A 14,759-nucleotide genomic window follows, 5' to 3' on the forward strand; every position below is an offset into this window, starting at 1 on the left:
GAAAACTTCCTTGTTGTTACTTTTCGGGCGGGGAAGGAATACTTCGGGGCGGGGGGGGTCGCGCGGGGGGGGGGGGGGGGGTTTTTTTTTTTCCCCCCCCCCCCCCCCCCCCCCCCCCCACCGTCCCCTCAGAAGTGGTACGCGGTGTGGTACTCGGGCACGACCACCCGGCTGCGCGGGGAGACCCGCCGCACCGCCGCGATCAGCCCGTCGAGCCGCTCCCGGTCCTTCGGCTCCACGGTCACCGGGTTGCGCAGCTCCGTCTCGAAGTTGTCGAAGTGCACCGGCACCACGACCTTCGGCCGGTCCAGCGCGTCGAGCAGCCGCTCGACGTAGTCGGCGGTGGCGGTGGTGCTCGGCAGCGCCACCATGGCCACGTCGGGGGCGAGGCCGGTCAGGTTCCGCGCGACGAAGTCGCTCGCCCCCATGAAGAACACCGACGGTCCGTCGGCCACCCGCACCTGGTACGCCAGCGTGTCCCCCTCCGGCAGGTCCGCGATGGTGGCCGGCTGCGCCGGCTGGCTGACCCGTACGCCGGGGAACGCCATCGAGTACGACGCGTTGCGGCTGTGCAGCGAGCTGATCACCTCCACGGTGTAGGCGCCGAAGTCCAGCACCTCCCCGCCCCGGACCGGGCTGAGCTTCCCCGACGGCAGCCCGTACGCCAGCCCGAGGTGGTAGGCGGTCAGCGTGCCGACGACCCGGGCGCCGGTGCGGCCGGCGATGTGCGGCACGTCCATGTAGTGGTCCCAGTGGGTGTGCGTGACGAGCACCGTCTCGGCCCGGTCCACGAGGGAGTCCACCACGTCGGTGCGGACCTTCAGCGGCGCGGCCGTGTCGAAGGCGCCCTTGAACAGCCCGGTGTCGATGCGGCTGAGGAAGGGGTCGACCAGGACGGTGCGGTCGCCGATGTCGATGCGCCAGGCCGTCGTACCCCACCAGCGGAAGCTGACCGGGCCGCGGCGGGGGCCGGCCGGTGCGGCGGCGACCGGGGCGGTGGCCGGCGGCGCGGCCTGCGCCGGGCCGGCCAGGGCGGCGCCGGCGAGCCCGCCGGCGGAGACCAGCGCGGTGCTGGCGGCGGCGTCGCGGAGGAAGCGGCGGCGGTCGAGGTTGGGCATGCGGAACTCTCCCCGTCGTGGTGCTGATCGGTCGGTGCCGAGCCAATCAGCACGTCCCCCGCCCGGTCCAAGATCCACGGCCGGAACGGCCGATACCCGCCGGCATATCGGACCAGCTCAGCGAGGCCCGACGCGGCTCGTTCCGGCCGGAAATCAGCGGGCGCGCAGCGCCTCGACGGCGGTGCGGGCCGCCTCGCCCATCGCCAGGTCGACGTCGATGCGGCGGGTGGCGAGGTGGGCGGCGCGGGCGAAGACGGCGATCGCATACCGGCCGCCGTCGGGGTACTCGGCCACGCCGGCCTCCAGGTGCAGCCCCGGCAGGCTGCCGGTCTTGCCGGCCACCCGCACCCCGGGCGGGAAGCCGGCGGCCAGCCGGGTCCAGAAGAGCTGCCGGGCCATCCAGCCCCGAACCATCGCGCAGGCCCCGGGCGGGCCGGCCTCGTCCCGCCAGACCAGGCCGAGCAGCCGGGTGATCTCGCGGGCGGTGCTCGACGTGGTGTGCGCGGGGTCGAACACCCGCATCGCGCGGACCCGCTCGGCGGGCAGGGTGGGGAAGATCCGGGCGAAGTCCGCCTCGGTGCGCGCGCCGACGTCGGCGAGCATCATCTCCACCAGGTGCCGGGGGCCGCCGACGATCCGGGTGCGCGGCAGCCCCAGCTCGGCGGCGAGCATCGGCAGCACGTCCGCGCCGACCCGGCGCAGCAGCAGGTCGGCGGCGGTGTTGTCGCTGACCGACATGGCGAAGTAGGCCAGGTCCCGCAGCGACACCTCGGCGTCGTCGGCGCAGCCGGCGATCCCCCACCCGCCGAGCCGGTCGGCGGCGGTGACCAGCACCCGTTCCTGCGGGTCGAGCTGGCCGGCGACGACCTGCCGCGCGAACTCCAGCACCAGCAGGATCTTGAAGATCGAGGCGATCACCACCTGCTCGTCGGCCCGGATCGCCACCTCCCGCCGGCCGCCGGGCTGCCCCGCGCCGTCGTCGGCCGCGTCGAGGTCGACCACGTGCAGGCTGCCGGTGATCCCGACCCGTTCGAAGATCTCCGCGATCCGCTCCGTCACCACGCTACGCACGGTAGCCGCCGCCCACGTCGGGGCACTGGCGTAGGGTCCGGCCGTGGACCTGCTCCGGCACCTGCGGCACTTCGTGGTGGTCGCCCGCGAGCTGCACTTCGGCCGGGCCGCCGAGCTGCTCGGCATGGCCCAGCCGCCGCTGAGCCAGTCGGTGCAGCGCCTGGAGCGGGAGCTGGCGGTCGAGCTGTTCGACCGGTCCCGCCGCCAGGTGCGCCTGACCACCGCCGGTCAGCTGCTGCTCGGCGAGGCCGAGGAGCTGCTCGCCGGGGAGGGCCGGCTGCGCAACCTGATGCGCCAGGTGCGCGAGGGGGTGTCCGGGGTGCTCCGGGCGGGGGTGCCCCCGGAGACTCCCGCGGTGACCCTGCGCGAGCTGCTCGACCGGCTGGCCGACCGGGCGCCCGGGCTCGACGTGGACCTGCACGAGCTGACCAGCGGCGAGCAGGAGCGGATGCTGGCCGAGGGGCGGCTGGACGTGGGCCTGCTCCACCACCCCGTCACCGACGAGGGGCTGCGCCTCGGCGCCGCCGTCGACGTACCGCTGGGGGTGCTGCTGCCGCGGGCGTCGCCGCTGGCCCGGGGACGGGAGGTGGAGCTGGCGGCGCTGGCCGGCCTGGACCTGGTCACCGCGCCCCGGGCCACCGCGCCCGGCTGGCACGACCACCTGCTCGACGTCTGCCGCCGGCACGGCTTCGCGCCGGCGCGGGTCCGCCCGGCGCGCAACCCCGAGTTCCTCTTCGGGCTGGTGCTGGCCGGCGGCGGGGTCGCCGTCGAGCCCGCGGCGACGGCCCGCCGGGAACCCCGGATCGCCTGGCGGCCGATCGCCGGGTCGCCGCTGGTCAAGCGCACGTCGGCGGCCTGGCCGCGCCGGTCCGCGCACCCGGCCGCGCCGATGTTCGGGCAGCTCGCGGCGGAGGTGCTGGCCGACGGGTCCGCACCCCCGGCGCCGCCGCCCGTGCCGGCGCCCCGGCCCTGGCCGGTGCTCTTCGACGAGCCGACCTGAGGCCGGGATCACCGGTTGGAACACCTCGGTTCAGGGGTACGCCAGGGGATGGCCCGCCGGGCGTGGAAGCGGTTCCGCGTACCCGGCTTCGTGACGACCGGCGAAGGAGCCCCGATGGCGAACGCGATCCCCATCATCTCCCTGAACGACGGCAACACCATCCCGCAGCTCGGCTTCGGGGTGTTCCAGATCGACCCGAAGGACACCGTCGCCGCGGTCCGCAAGGCCCTGGAGGCCGGCTACCGGCACATCGACACCGCCGAGATGTACGGCAACGAGGCGGAGGTGGGCCAGGCGGTCCGCGAGTCAGGGCTGGACCGCGACGAGGTCTTCGTGACCAGCAAGTTGAGCAACGCCTTCCACCGGCCCGACGACGCCCGCCAGGCGTTCGAGTCGACGCTGGCCGCGCTGAAGATGGACCACATCGACCTGTTCCTGATCCACTGGCCGCTGCCCACCCTCTACGACGGCGACTTCGTCTCGACATGGAAGACGCTGGAGGAGTTCCAGCGCGACGGCCGGGCCCGCTCGATCGGGGTGTCGAACTTCCAGGTGCCGCACCTGGAGCGGCTGGCCGCCGAGGCGGACGTGGTGCCGGCGGTCAACCAGGTCGAGGTCCACCCGTACTTCGGCAACGAGGAGGTACGCGCGTACGGCCACCGGCACAACATCCTCACCGAGGCGTGGTCGCCCATCGCGCAGGGCAAGGTGCTGAGCGACCCGACGGTGATCGACGTCGCCGACCTAGTCGGCCGGACTCCGGCCCAGGTGGTGCTGCGCTGGCACGTGCAGCGCGGCGACATCGTCTTCCCGAAGTCGACCACCCCGGAGCGGATCGAGGAGAACGTCCGCATCTTCGACTTCGAGCTGGACGACGCGGCGATGGAGCGGATCACCGGGCTGGACCGGGGCGAGGCCGGCCGCCAGGGCGGGCATCCGGACACCTTCGACTACCTACCGGCGTAACACGACACGGCGAGACGGCGCAGGTAGAAGGGGGCCGGACGGCCCTCTCCCACCGTACGAAAGGACAGCGCCGCCGCGATGATGCGCCGCACTCCTCTGGTCCTGTTCTCGTTGCTGGCCCTGGCCGGGTCCGCCGCATGCGCCCCCGGCCGGGCCGCCGACACCCCCCGCTGGTCCGCGCCGACGCCGGCGTCGTCGGCCTCGCCGACCGCGTCGCCGCCGCGCCCCGCCCCGACCTCCACCACCGAGGTACGCAGCCGGGTCACGGCGGCGATGCTGACGCTGGGCACGGAGTTCCACCCGGAGACGGCGGAGCACACCGAGGAGAACAGCGACGCGTGGAAGCTGATCTCGCTGTGCCGGGACGCCCTGCCCTCGGACCGCAGGCGCACCGCCCACCGGGAGCGGATCTGGGACGGCGAGACCGTGTGGATCCGGCAGTACGTGGTCGGCTACCTCAAGGTGCCCGGCCGCAAGCTCGCCGACGAACTGCGGGCCGTCCTGAAGACGTGCGAGAAGTACGAGGTGCCGGACGACGGCCGCACGTCGGTGATCGTGCAGCCGTCGCCCCCGCCGGCGCCGAACGGCCCGGACGTCGTGACGTTCTGCGAGAAGCTGATCGGCCAGGCCACGCGCCACCAGTGCACGCTGTTGCTGGCCCGGGGCAACTTCGTGGTCCAGGTGGACGTCTCGGCGGCCGACGGTGACCTGGCCGCCGGCGCCGCGCTGCTCGCCAAGGTGGCCCCGCTGGCGACCACCGCGCTGGAGAAGGCCGCCTGAGCCTCCGCCGCGAGCGTGCGGCCGGGCCGGCCGGCGGTACGGTGGGCCGCGCTGCGGCACCTCGACGTGGCCCTGGTCGCGCAACTGGTCATGCCGCCCGGCCGGCTCGGCTACACGCCGGACCTGCTCACCCCGAAGCCGCCGCTGGGCCCGCCCGACGCCGTGTTCGACGAGCAGTTGGCGGCGGCCGAGGCGACGTCAGCCAACGAGGTGGCCGTGCAGGTGCACGAACGGTTCCCGGCCGGCCGGATGCCTGTGTGCATATGGCTCTCCTTCCGTCGCCACCAAGGACGACGGGCCGGGCCGCAAGGTTGAGCGGTGCCGCCGAAAATCGCGTGACGATCCGTCGGGCCGCCCGGGCTATGCGGTCAGGTCGAGGCGCCAGTCGTTGGAACGCATGAGGTGCCCGCGCGGGTACTCGAACTCGGTCTCGCCGAGCAGCGTGAAACCCGCCTTACGGCAGACCGCGTTGGACAGGGCATTGTCGACCGACGGGTAGGCGTGCGCGAAGCGGTGGGTCCGCCGGGCGCGGGCCACCGCCACCGCCGCGCGCACCGCTGCCGTCGCCAGCCCCCGGCCCTGGTGCCCGGGCAGGATCGCCCAGCCCAGCTCGTAGACCCGCTGGTCGCGCCAGTCCCGCGCCCAGTAGCCGACGCTGCCCACCCTGGCCCCGTCGGGCAGCACCACGGCATACATGCAGCCCTGACCGGTGTCGCCGAAGCGCACGTAGCGCCCGTGCCGGGCGAGCACCTGCTCGTCGGTCTCCGGCCCGCCGGTGTGCGCCCGGATCTCCGGTGCGTTGAGCTGCCGCAGCAGGTCGAGGTCGCCCTCGCTCCACGGCTCGATGCGCACGTCGGTCATCGTGCCCCCTCTTCTCCGCCGATGCAGTCAAACAGCCACCACCGACGAACCGCGGTTCCGACCGGCCCGAGCGGGTCGGACCGGCAGACCGCGGCTACCTGGGGCCCGGACGCGGCTGCGCCTCGCGAGGCCCGCTAGATCCGATCTGGCGGGCCGCCGGCCGCCGTCTCGCGCCTGACGGGTGGGACCGGAGCGGCCGGGAGGAGGAAGCGTGGACCCACTGCGACTGGCCGTGATCATCGGCAGCACCCGGGAGGGACGGGTGGGCGACCGGGTAGCCCGCTGGTTCGTCGACCGGGCGGACGCACACGACGGGCTGGCGGTCACCGTGGTCGACCTCGTCGACTACGACTTCCCCGCCGGCTACCCGGCGGAGCCGACCCCGGCGATGCGCGCGTTCGCCGGGCAGGTGGGCCGGGCGGAGGCGTTCGTCGTGGTCACCCCGGAGTACAACCACAGCTTCCCCGCGTCGTTGAAACAGGCGATCGACTACGCGTACGACGAGTGGCAGGCGAAGCCGGTCGGTTTCGTGTCGTACGGCTGCGGTTCTGTCGGCCTGCACGCCGTCGACCAGCTCCGGACGGTCTTCACCGCCCTGCACGCCGTCACGATGCGTGACATCGTCGGCGTGGACCTGCTCTGCGGCGAGCCGACGCCGCTGGCCACCGACCAGTTGCGCCGGGCCGCCCGCGTGCTGCTCGACCAGCTCTGCTGGTGGGGCCTGGCCCTGCGTGACGGCCGCGCCGCTCGCCCTTACGTCTCCTGACAGTTCGCGAAGGAAGGTAGGGATCATGAATAGACGCAGCACCGGCCTGGCCATCGAGGCCGAGGGGCTGACCCGCTCGTTCGGGGACACCCGGGCGCTGGACGGCCTGGACCTCGCGGTGCCCGCCGGCACCGTCTACGGGGTGCTCGGCCCGAACGGCGCCGGCAAGACCACGGCGGTACGGGTACTGGCCACGCTGCTGCGCCCCGACGGCGGGCGGGCGCGGGTGTTCGGCCACGACGTCGTCCACGAGGCCGACGCCGTCCGGGCCCGGGTCAGCCTCACCGGCCAGTACGCCTCGGTGGACGAGGACCTGACCGGGCTGGAGAACCTGATCCTGCTCGGTCGGTTGCTCGGGCACGGCAAGCCGGCCGCGCGGCAGCGGGCGGACGGGCTGCTCGCCGCGTTCGGGCTGACCGAGGCGGCCGACCGGCAGGTCAAGAAGTACTCCGGCGGCATGCGGCGGCGCATCGACATCGCCGCGAGCATCCTCAACACCCCGGACCTGCTGTTCCTCGACGAGCCGACGACGGGGCTGGACCCGCGCAGCCGCAACCAGGTGTGGGAGATCGTCCGGGCCGTGGTGGCGCACGGCACCACGGTGCTGCTGACCACGCAGTACCTGGACGAGGCCGACCAGTTGGCCGGCCGGATCGCGGTGGTGGACCACGGCCGGGTGATCGCGGAGGGCACCCCGGGCGAGCTGAAGTCCTCGGTCGGTTCCGGCACCGTCCACCTGCGACTGCGGGACGCGCACCAGCGGCCCGAGGCGGAACGGCTGCTGCACGCGGTGCTCGGCGTGCCGGTGCAGCTCGAGCCCGACCCGGTGGCGCTGACCGCCCGGGTCGGCGGCGAGGGCGGCGACCTCGACGCCAGCGAGCAGGCCGCGCGGGTCCTCGGCGACCTGGCCCGCGCCGGCATCGTCGTCGACAACTTCTCCCTCGGCCAGCCGAGCCTGGACGAGGTCTTCCTGGCCCTGACCGACCACGCCGCGGTCGGCGCCGACGAGCGGGACGAGCAGCTGGAGGCAGCCCGATGAGCAGCAACGCCACCACCACGACCGGGCCGGCCCCGTCGGTCTACGTACCGTCGGCGGATGCGCTGGCGACCGTCCTCGCGCCCGGCACCCGGCCGTCCCGCCCGAGCCCGCTGTCGGCGTCGCTGACGTTCGGCTGGCGGGCCATGTTGAAGATCAAGCACGTGCCGGAGCAGCTGTTCGACGTGACGGCGTTCCCGATCATCATGGTGCTGATGTTCACGTACCTGTTCGGCGGCGCCCTCGCCGACAGCCCTCGGGACTACCTGCAGTTCTTCCTGCCCGGCATCATGGTGACCAGCGTCGTGATGATCACCATGTACACCGGGGTGGGCCTGAACACCGACATCGAGAAGGGCGTCTTCGACCGGTTCCGGACGCTGCCGGTGTGGCGGCCCGCCGCGCTGGTCGGCATGATCTTCGGCGACGTGCTGCGGTACGTGCTGGCCGCCGTGGTCATCCTCGGCGTCGGGCTGGTGCTGGGCTTCCGCCCCGACGGCGGGCTGCTCGGCGTGCTGGGCGGCATCGGCCTGCTGGTGGTCTTCTCGTTCGCGTTCTCCTGGGTCTGGACGTTCTTCGGCCTGGTGCTGCGCAGCGAGAAGTCGGTGATGGGGGTCAGCATGATGGTGCTGTTCCCGCTGACCTTCCTGAGCAACGTCTTCGTCGAGCCGGCCACCATGCCGGGCTGGTTGCAGGCGTTCGTGAAGGTCAACCCGATCACCCAGCTGGTGGCGTCGGTGCGGGGCGTGATGTCGGATACGCCCGACGCGTCGAGCACGATGTGGACGCTGGTGTGGAGCGCCGGGTTCCTGGTGGTCTTCGGCGTCCTGACGATGTACCGCTACAACCGCCGCTGATCCCGGCGACGACGGGCACCGCCACGGCCGTGGTGGTGCCCGTCGTCGATTCGGTCGCCGGCTACGAGTTGACCCGGACCGTGATGGCCGTGCCGCCGGCAGCGGTGACCCGTACCTCGGTGGCGTCGGCGGGTAGCAGCGCCGCACCACTCCCGGCATCCTGCCACCGCCCGGCGCCGACCCGGTAGCTCAGCGCCGCGCCCTCGGCGGCGACCAGGACACCCTGCCCGTCCGGCAGCCGCAGCCGCACCGGCAGCGGCGCCTTCCAGTCGATGAACCCGCTGGCCGCCGGTTGGAAGGGCGCGTCGCCGCGGGCGAGCAGTGCGATTGCGCGGGCGGGGTCGTCGTCGTACTGAATGGTCATCTACAGCGAAGCCACCTCGGAGGCGACCCAAGCCGCCTTGAAGCGACTTGGTGGGCGGCTCGGTCCCTGTCCGTAGTCAGCCGACCGAAGCCAGCAAATCCTCAGCCAAAGCAGAAGCAGCGGCCGAAACGACGGGGGGATCTCCGATACCTTCCTCAGCTCTTCCCGCCATTACCGATCCGAGCGCATCGGGGCCTGCCGCGAATAGTTTCGCAGCAAATCCCAGGGCTTGGTCAGTAACTTGTCCAGCTAGATCATCAGCCCGCAGCTCCCGTAGCTTGACAGCAAGCTGCTCGGTTGGCACGGCTACGAGCAGACGGTAGATATCGTGCGCGTCCTTGTCCACAAGGCGCATAGGCGTTTCCTGCCGCTCGCCGATCTTGTGCAACTTGGCCACGAGCAAAGCGGCAGGGCCTGCAACATTGGCCACATAGACCCGGTTGTCCCCCGGAGCGAGCGCATGTATTTCAACCGCATCATGGTCGACGACCGCAGCCTCCAATCCGACCGCTCTCCTCGCAGCACTTTTGGAGTGAGGTGGGATTTTCGCTGCGCGGCGACTTGATCCACCAGCAAGCGCTTCCGGAACCATCAGGTCAACGGGAATGCCTTTGGGGTTCAGCCACGCTCCAGGCTGGTGCGCTTGAACATCGAGATGAAAGCCGGCTGCGCGCATGGCCTCCTCCAGCAACGGCTCCTGCGGGAGCGCACGTGCGTCGAGCGCAAGGTCACAATCCTTGGTCGCCTCTGCTAAGGCGATCGGCGCGGCCCCCGTGTGCAGATATATGGCTTGCGCTCCCACTACGACCACAGCATCGGCATGCTCGCGGAGGGCTTCCAGTGCATCCAGTAACGCGCTGCGTGCGGCTACCAGTAGGTCAGCGTCGCCAAGCCCGCTCATGCTTCTCCATCCAATCAAGGAGTTCTTGCCCCTCAGCAGGAGTCCGCCCAGGACCTGTTAATAGATCGACAGCAGCTTGGCTCGGAGCCACATAAAATAGACCGTCATCCTGCACCAGTCGATCGAATACGACGTCATATCTGCCATGAGCGACAAGTACGTTTGCGCCGGTATCAACGGCGCGCAGCTTGAGTTTTTCGGCGGCTTGGTCTACGTCGTCTACATAAACCATCGCTAGTTTGGCAGGAGCATAGGGCGCTAAGCGATGGGCCGCCAGAGAACCAGTTAATGCGTAGCGCAATCCTTGGGCTCCCCGCAGGCTTTCCTGCAACGCCGGCAGACCTCGCGGACTCAAGTAAGAGGTGACAGTGTTGCTGCGCTGAAAACCGTAATCCTCGCTCCATCGCTCTAGGATTCGACGCCACTCGACGTCCACTATCGGGCCGCGTCGATCACGGCTAACAAGCGCTTCGCGCTCAAGGAACTCAACCACTCGGTACGTCGCACCTGTCGACGCCCCAGACAGGCGTATCAAGTCCGGAACGGTCATGGGCTCAGCGATATCGACCAAGGCACGCACAACACGGGCTGCTGGAGACCCCTGCAAGGTTCCGCGCGGCCTGCCTGGCCCCCGCCAGGGATCTCGATCAGCGCCCCTGTCACGCAGGTATATCGCTGGACGTTCAAGCAAGATGTGCATGTTCCCAGTAGCGTCGACGTAGGAAACCCTGCGTTCTTCTAGCCATGCGCGAGCGGAAGACCCGATGTATCGCGCGGCGAGCATAGGCGCCGGACGAGCGACGTGAGGCAGACTGTAGGAGCGAAGTTGGTCAAGGGCCGCGGCAAGATCGCTCGTGACGACTGAGCGCTTTGCCTCAATGAAGAAGACCGCTTGCGTCCCATCAGGAGCGGTTAACTCGGCTACACCGTCGATCCGGCGGTCCACCTCTTGACCAACAAGGCGGATCGACCATCCAGGCGGCAGGCGATCCTCCACGAGCGCCACGGCGCGGCGGAGGACATCGACCTCGCGCTCCGGCGGCGCATCAAAGGAAGCTTTGCGTGAGGATTGCACGCCTCACCCCCATCACTGGGTTCGGGTAATTAGCTAGTTCCGTTCCGAACGGAAACATCCTATATCCAGAACCCGGCAAGGTCGACCATCGCGTCGAAACCCGGCGCGCTGCCTCCCTGACCAGGCGAGATCCAGAGACGAAACGCTAGGAAGACGCGACTCCACCTGGAGAGAGTCGCGGTTGAGCGCACACCTCGCAGCCGCCTCTGGCCACCTCGTCCTGGGCGGCCCAACTCGCATGACTGCTGTACTTCACCGCTGTACAAGATCCAAAAAGGCCGTCTCCCGCGACGGGAAACGGACTGGGTGGAGCTGAGGGGATTTGAACCCCTGACCCCCTCGATGCGAACTAGAGGCGCCAGGGCGGCGGCTCGGGCGGGAGGTAGCGGCAGGTGCCGCCGGTGGAGACGGTGTTGCGCAGGTGGGTGGCGAGCGCCGGGTGCCGGTCGTCGAGCTTGCGCAGCACGTCCCGGATGCGGGCGGTCACCGTCTTGCGGGCGCGCTCGGCCTCGTCGCCGAGGCGGCGGCTGCGGCCGGCCAGCCCGGCGGCGGCCCGCAGCTCGGCGAGCAGGGCCGCCCGTTCGGCGTCGAGGGCGGCCACCTTCGCCTCGTCGCCGCGCCCGGCGGCGCGGTCGATCTCGGCGTCCAGCCGCTCCAGATGCCGGCGGTAGCGTGCCTTCGCCTCGTCGTCGAGGACCGGGTCGCCGCCCATCCGGCGGGCGGCGACGAGTTCCGGCCCGGCCGCCGGGTCGAGCAGCTCGACCGCCGCGACGTCAACGCCGGGCCGGGCCAGCAGCAGGTGCAGGTCGTGCAGGCCCTTCGCGTCGGGCAGGTGCACGACCGTGCCCGCGTAGGCGAGCTGCCAGACCGGGCCGTCGCGGCGGAACTCGTACGCCTCGACCGGCGGCTGCCCCACGACGGGCCCTGCGGACGGGGGCCGGCCCTGTGGCACGGGAGCAGCCGGCGCGGACGCGGCGGCAGCGTGGTGTCGCCCATCCGGAAGGACGGCCACGTGCTGCCGCCAGGCCGAAGGGATGGCCGGTGTGGGCGCGGCGGTCGTGCCGCCGGCCACCTGGCGCATGCCGAGCGTGGCGGCGTCCCGGGCGGCGGCGGCGCGCAGCGCGGTGGCGGCGGTCGCGTCGCCGGGACGGTCACGCCCGGCCAGCGCGTCCGCCAGCGCGGCGCGGGCCAGCACCGACCAGGGGCGGGCGCCCATCCGGTCGGCGGCGTCGCGGGCCGCGGCGAACCCGGCCACCGCGTCGTCCCAGCGCTGCTCCGCCGCGTCGACGGCGGCGAGCCAGTGGTCGACCGGGCCGCTGACGTCGCAGCCGAACAGCGCCGTCATCCACTGCCCGCGGTGCGGCCGCAGGGCCTGCCGGGCCTCGGCGCAGCGGTCGGGGTCACGGGTGGCGGCGGCGACCTGGGCGCGCAGCCGCAGCCACAGCGGCGCCACCATCCGGCTGTACGTGGTGCCGTCGGCCTCGATCCCGGCGGTCAGTCGCAGTGCCGTCGCGCCGTCGCCGCGCTCGGCCGCGGTGATGGCCCGGACGACCTGTAGGTAGGGGTGGTCGCCGGGGTCCAGCCCGTCGAGCAGGGCGTCGGCCTCGTCGTGCCGGCCTTGGAGCAGCAGCCACGACCAGCGCAGGTGATGGCCCATGAAGGCGCTCTCGGAGTGGTCCCACTCGGACAGCTCGTCCAGCTCGGCGAGCAGCTCGCCGGCGCGGGTGAAGTCGCCCCGGAACCCGGCGATGATGCCGTCGTCGATGGTCGCGCCGATCCGGTGCCGGGCGTCGCCCTCGCGTGCTCCGGTGACGAACGTGGTGAGTTCGTCGTGGTATCGCGGATCGCCGAGTTCCAGCAGCGCCACCCAGCGCAGCGAGGTCGCCCAGAGCTGGGTCTCCCGGTCGCCGGTCCGCCGCGCCACCTCGCGGATCTCGGCGGTGATCGCGGCCCGGTCGATGGCCGTGCCGAGCCCCCAGGTGGTGTCGTGCCGGGCCCACAGGCTGAAGGTGAGCGCCTCGTCGTCCCGGCCGCGCCGGGCGAGCGACTCGGTGGCGGTGATCAGGTCGGTGACGAGTGTGCCGGCCGCGAGGGTGGCCGCCGGCTCGCCGATCAGCCGCCGGTACGCCTCCCGCAACAGGCCGTCCGCGTCCGGCGTGCGCGCGGAGCCGGACTGGTGGCGGTGCCGGTGGACGGTCAGGGCGACGCGGGCCAGCACCACCGGGTCGTCGACCGTCAGGGCCAGCGTGGCGGCCTCGGCGACGAGGTGTCTGGCCTCGGCGCTGTCGCCGCAGTGGTGCAGCAGCTGGCCCAGCTCGACCATGATCTTCACTCGCCGGGTCGGGTCGTCGGCGACCTCCAGCGCCCTGCGGAAGTGGACGATCGACTCGTCCACGGCCAGCCGGCCACTCGCGTCCCGGGCGGCGGCCACCAGCAGTTCGGTCGCTCGGGCCGGTGCGAGCGCGTCGCCGGCGAGGTGGGCGTGGCGGGCCAGGTCGGCCGGGATCAGCCGCTCGGCGAGCGCCGCCGACCCGTCGACCGCCCGGACCACGGCGGCGTGCCGGGCCCGCCGGTCGCCGTCGGCGAGCCCGTCGTAGAGGGTCTCCCGGACCAGGTCGTGGGCGAAGGCGAAGCGACCGCCGTTGCGGGCCAGCACGAGCCGGGCGGTCACCGCGCGGTCGAGGAGGCGGTCGACCTGCGCCGCCGGGGCGCCCGCGGTGGCCGCGAGGACCTGGCGGTGGAACTCGCGGCCCAGCACGGCGGCGACGGTGAGCAGGTCGGTCACCGGCGCGGGCAGTTGGGCGAGCCGCCGCCGCACCGCCTCCCGTACGCCGGGCGCGATCGTGCTCACCTGGCCGTCGGCGCGCCACAGCCGGGCGGTCTGCTCCACGAAGAACGGGTTGCCGCCGGTGCGCCGGTGCACCTCGTCGACGAGGTCGACGTCCGGCTCGCGGCCGGCGGTGCGGGCCATCAGCGCGCCGACCTCGTCGCGGGACAGGCCGGTGAGGGTGATGCTGGTCGCCTTGGCCACGAGGGGCATCAGCAGCGGGCGCAGCGGGTGGTCGGCGGCCTCCACCTCGGCGTCGCGGTAGGTGCCGACCAGCAGCAGCCGTTCGAACCAGGTGTGCTGGGCGGCGAACTGGAGCAGCCGCATCGAGGCCGGGTCGGCCCAGTGCAGGTCGTCGAGGACGACCATGACCGGCCGGCGCTGGGAGACCGCGACGAGCGCGGTGGTCACCGCGTCGTAGAGGTCGAATTCCTCCCGGTCGGCCTGGTCGTCCCCGCTGCCGCCGGCCGGCCCGCCGATCGCCTCGCGGATCGTCTCGCGGATGGCCCGGTCGGCCGCCGCGCCGGTCGTCTCGCCGAGCAGGGCGGCCAGGCCCGGCTCGGCGGCCTCCCGCGCCACCGCCCAGTCGTCGGGCGAGCGGCGCAGCGCGCGCAGCACCTGCACCCACGGCCAGTAGCCGGGCGCGCTGTCGGAATCCCAGCAGGCCGCGCCGAGCACCAGGGCGCCGTGCTGGCGGGCCTCCCTCGCGGCGGCGGTGACCAGCGTGGTCTTGCCGATGCCGGGCTCGCCGGCGACCAGGACGAGGCCGCCGTGGCTGGCGGCCGCCCGGTCGACCTCGGCGCGCAGCAGGCCCGCGGGGTGCTCCCGCCCGATGACGACCTCGCCGAACCGCGGCTCCATGACGCCCCGACCGTAGCGGAACCGTCGGACATCCCGCCGCCTCCGACCCGGCGAGCGGATCGTCTGGCGGCGGGCTTCGTCGGCCCGCGCCCGGTCAGCCGGGCACCGGTACCACGTGGGAGCAGGCGGCGCGGGCCACCCGGCCCCGTTCGGCGTACCACCGGCAGGCCCCCGGCGGCTCCGGCGTGGCGTTTCCGCGGCGCGATCAGGGGAAGTCGCCGTGGCGCCCGCTTTTGTCGTGCGGTCGTGCCGACCTGCGCCGAGAGCGGCGAACGG

General features: G+C 72.5%; 14 protein-coding genes. 7 read left to right on the top strand and 7 right to left on the bottom strand.

Annotated elements, in window-relative coordinates:
- Positions 1–128: 128 nt before the first annotated feature.
- Together ACZ6O2_RS31945 and ACZ6O2_RS31950 are read right to left on the bottom strand one after the other, a co-directional pair.
- Positions 129–1,118: an MBL fold metallo-hydrolase gene (locus tag ACZ6O2_RS31945; RefSeq protein ID WP_466025538.1), complete on the bottom strand. Its 990-nt coding sequence runs from the start codon at positions 1,116–1,118 to the stop codon at positions 129–131.
- 153 nt (positions 1,119–1,271) lie between these two features.
- Positions 1,272–2,180, bottom strand: coding sequence for a serine hydrolase (locus ACZ6O2_RS31950; RefSeq protein ID WP_466025539.1), 909 nt, complete (start codon positions 2,178–2,180; stop codon positions 1,272–1,274).
- Between the two features lie 52 nt (positions 2,181–2,232).
- On the opposite strand from ACZ6O2_RS31950, the gene ACZ6O2_RS31955 reads away from it, so the two are divergent.
- The 4 genes from ACZ6O2_RS31955 (at position 2,233) to ACZ6O2_RS31970 (ending at position 5,250) form a co-directional block, all read left to right on the top strand.
- On the top strand, positions 2,233–3,189 hold the full coding sequence (locus tag ACZ6O2_RS31955) for a LysR family transcriptional regulator (RefSeq protein ID WP_466025540.1): 957 nt from the start codon (positions 2,233–2,235) through the stop codon (positions 3,187–3,189).
- Between the two features lie 114 nt (positions 3,190–3,303).
- A complete protein-coding gene (locus tag ACZ6O2_RS31960; RefSeq protein ID WP_466025541.1) occupies positions 3,304–4,155 on the top strand; it encodes an aldo/keto reductase in 852 nt (283 codons plus the stop codon).
- A 78-nt stretch (positions 4,156–4,233) separates the two neighbouring features.
- Positions 4,234–4,935, top strand: coding sequence for a hypothetical protein (locus ACZ6O2_RS31965; RefSeq protein WP_466025542.1), 702 nt, complete (start codon positions 4,234–4,236; stop codon positions 4,933–4,935).
- A gap of 15 nt (positions 4,936–4,950) precedes the next feature.
- The gene (locus tag ACZ6O2_RS31970; RefSeq protein WP_466025543.1) at positions 4,951–5,250 is read left to right on the top strand and encodes a hypothetical protein; all 300 of its coding nucleotides are present in this window, start codon (positions 4,951–4,953) and stop codon (positions 5,248–5,250) included.
- A 45-nt stretch (positions 5,251–5,295) separates the two neighbouring features.
- Here ACZ6O2_RS31970 and ACZ6O2_RS31975 read toward each other — a convergent pair whose 3' ends face one another.
- Complete coding sequence (locus ACZ6O2_RS31975) at positions 5,296–5,796, bottom strand: GNAT family N-acetyltransferase (RefSeq protein ID WP_466025544.1); 501 nt, start codon at positions 5,794–5,796, stop codon at positions 5,296–5,298.
- A gap of 211 nt (positions 5,797–6,007) precedes the next feature.
- Here ACZ6O2_RS31975 and ACZ6O2_RS31980 point away from each other — a divergent pair, with 211 nt between their 5' ends.
- Genes ACZ6O2_RS31980 through ACZ6O2_RS31990 form a run of 3 tightly spaced genes read left to right on the top strand, consistent with a single transcriptional unit; the run spans position 6,008 to position 8,455 of the window.
- Positions 6,008–6,562, top strand: a complete 555-nt coding sequence (locus ACZ6O2_RS31980; protein ID WP_466025545.1) for an NADPH-dependent FMN reductase — start codon at positions 6,008–6,010, stop codon at positions 6,560–6,562.
- Between the two features lie 25 nt (positions 6,563–6,587).
- Positions 6,588–7,601 (top strand): ATP-binding cassette domain-containing protein, encoded by a 1,014-nt coding sequence (locus tag ACZ6O2_RS31985; RefSeq protein ID WP_466025546.1) that lies wholly within the window; start codon positions 6,588–6,590, stop codon positions 7,599–7,601.
- A complete protein-coding gene (locus tag ACZ6O2_RS31990; protein ID WP_466025547.1) occupies positions 7,598–8,455 on the top strand; it encodes an ABC transporter permease in 858 nt (285 codons plus the stop codon). Before ACZ6O2_RS31985 ends, ACZ6O2_RS31990 begins: the two co-directional genes overlap by 4 nt.
- Positions 8,456–8,516: 61 nt before the next feature.
- Here ACZ6O2_RS31990 and ACZ6O2_RS31995 read toward each other — a convergent pair whose 3' ends face one another.
- From ACZ6O2_RS31995 to ACZ6O2_RS32010, 4 genes are all read right to left on the bottom strand, one after another.
- Entirely contained in the window at positions 8,517–8,819 is a 303-nt protein-coding gene (locus tag ACZ6O2_RS31995; RefSeq protein ID WP_466025548.1) for a hypothetical protein, read from the bottom strand.
- 76 nt (positions 8,820–8,895) lie between these two features.
- Positions 8,896–9,720: a hypothetical protein gene (locus ACZ6O2_RS32000; protein ID WP_466025549.1), complete on the bottom strand. Its 825-nt coding sequence runs from the start codon at positions 9,718–9,720 to the stop codon at positions 8,896–8,898.
- Positions 9,698–10,270 (bottom strand): hypothetical protein, encoded by a 573-nt coding sequence (locus tag ACZ6O2_RS32005; RefSeq protein ID WP_466025550.1) that lies wholly within the window; start codon positions 10,268–10,270, stop codon positions 9,698–9,700. The genes ACZ6O2_RS32000 and ACZ6O2_RS32005 overlap by 23 nt, the downstream gene beginning before the upstream one ends.
- An 874-nt stretch (positions 10,271–11,144) precedes the next feature.
- Complete coding sequence (locus ACZ6O2_RS32010) at positions 11,145–14,483, bottom strand: ATP-binding protein (protein ID WP_466025551.1); 3,339 nt, start codon at positions 14,481–14,483, stop codon at positions 11,145–11,147.
- Positions 14,484–14,759: the final 276 nt, after the last annotated feature.

It is taken from the genome of Micromonospora sp. NPDC048040 (assembly GCF_055587185.1).

Bases quoted from the DNA above. Each gene is read 5' to 3' on its own strand.
- ACZ6O2_RS31960 (WP_466025541.1), top strand. From the start codon at position 3,304: ATGGCGAACGCGATCCCCATCATCTCCCTGAACGACGGCAACACCATC.
- ACZ6O2_RS31975 (WP_466025544.1), bottom strand. From the start codon at position 5,796: ATGACCGACGTGCGCATCGAGCCGTGGAGCGAGGGCGACCTCGACCTG.
- ACZ6O2_RS32010 (WP_466025551.1), bottom strand. From the start codon at position 14,483: ATGGAGCCGCGGTTCGGCGAGGTCGTCATCGGGCGGGAGCACCCCGCG.
- ACZ6O2_RS32005 (WP_466025550.1), bottom strand. From the start codon at position 10,270: ATGACCGTTCCGGACTTGATACGCCTGTCTGGGGCGTCGACAGGTGCG.
- ACZ6O2_RS31945 (WP_466025538.1), bottom strand. From the start codon at position 1,118: ATGCCCAACCTCGACCGCCGCCGCTTCCTCCGCGACGCCGCCGCCAGC.
- ACZ6O2_RS31995 (WP_466025548.1), bottom strand. From the start codon at position 8,819: ATGACCATTCAGTACGACGACGACCCCGCCCGCGCAATCGCACTGCTC.
- ACZ6O2_RS32000 (WP_466025549.1), bottom strand. From the start codon at position 9,720: ATGAGCGGGCTTGGCGACGCTGACCTACTGGTAGCCGCACGCAGCGCG.
- ACZ6O2_RS31990 (WP_466025547.1), top strand. From the start codon at position 7,598: ATGAGCAGCAACGCCACCACCACGACCGGGCCGGCCCCGTCGGTCTAC.
- ACZ6O2_RS31985 (WP_466025546.1), top strand. From the start codon at position 6,588: ATGAATAGACGCAGCACCGGCCTGGCCATCGAGGCCGAGGGGCTGACC.
- ACZ6O2_RS31965 (WP_466025542.1), top strand. From the start codon at position 4,234: ATGATGCGCCGCACTCCTCTGGTCCTGTTCTCGTTGCTGGCCCTGGCC.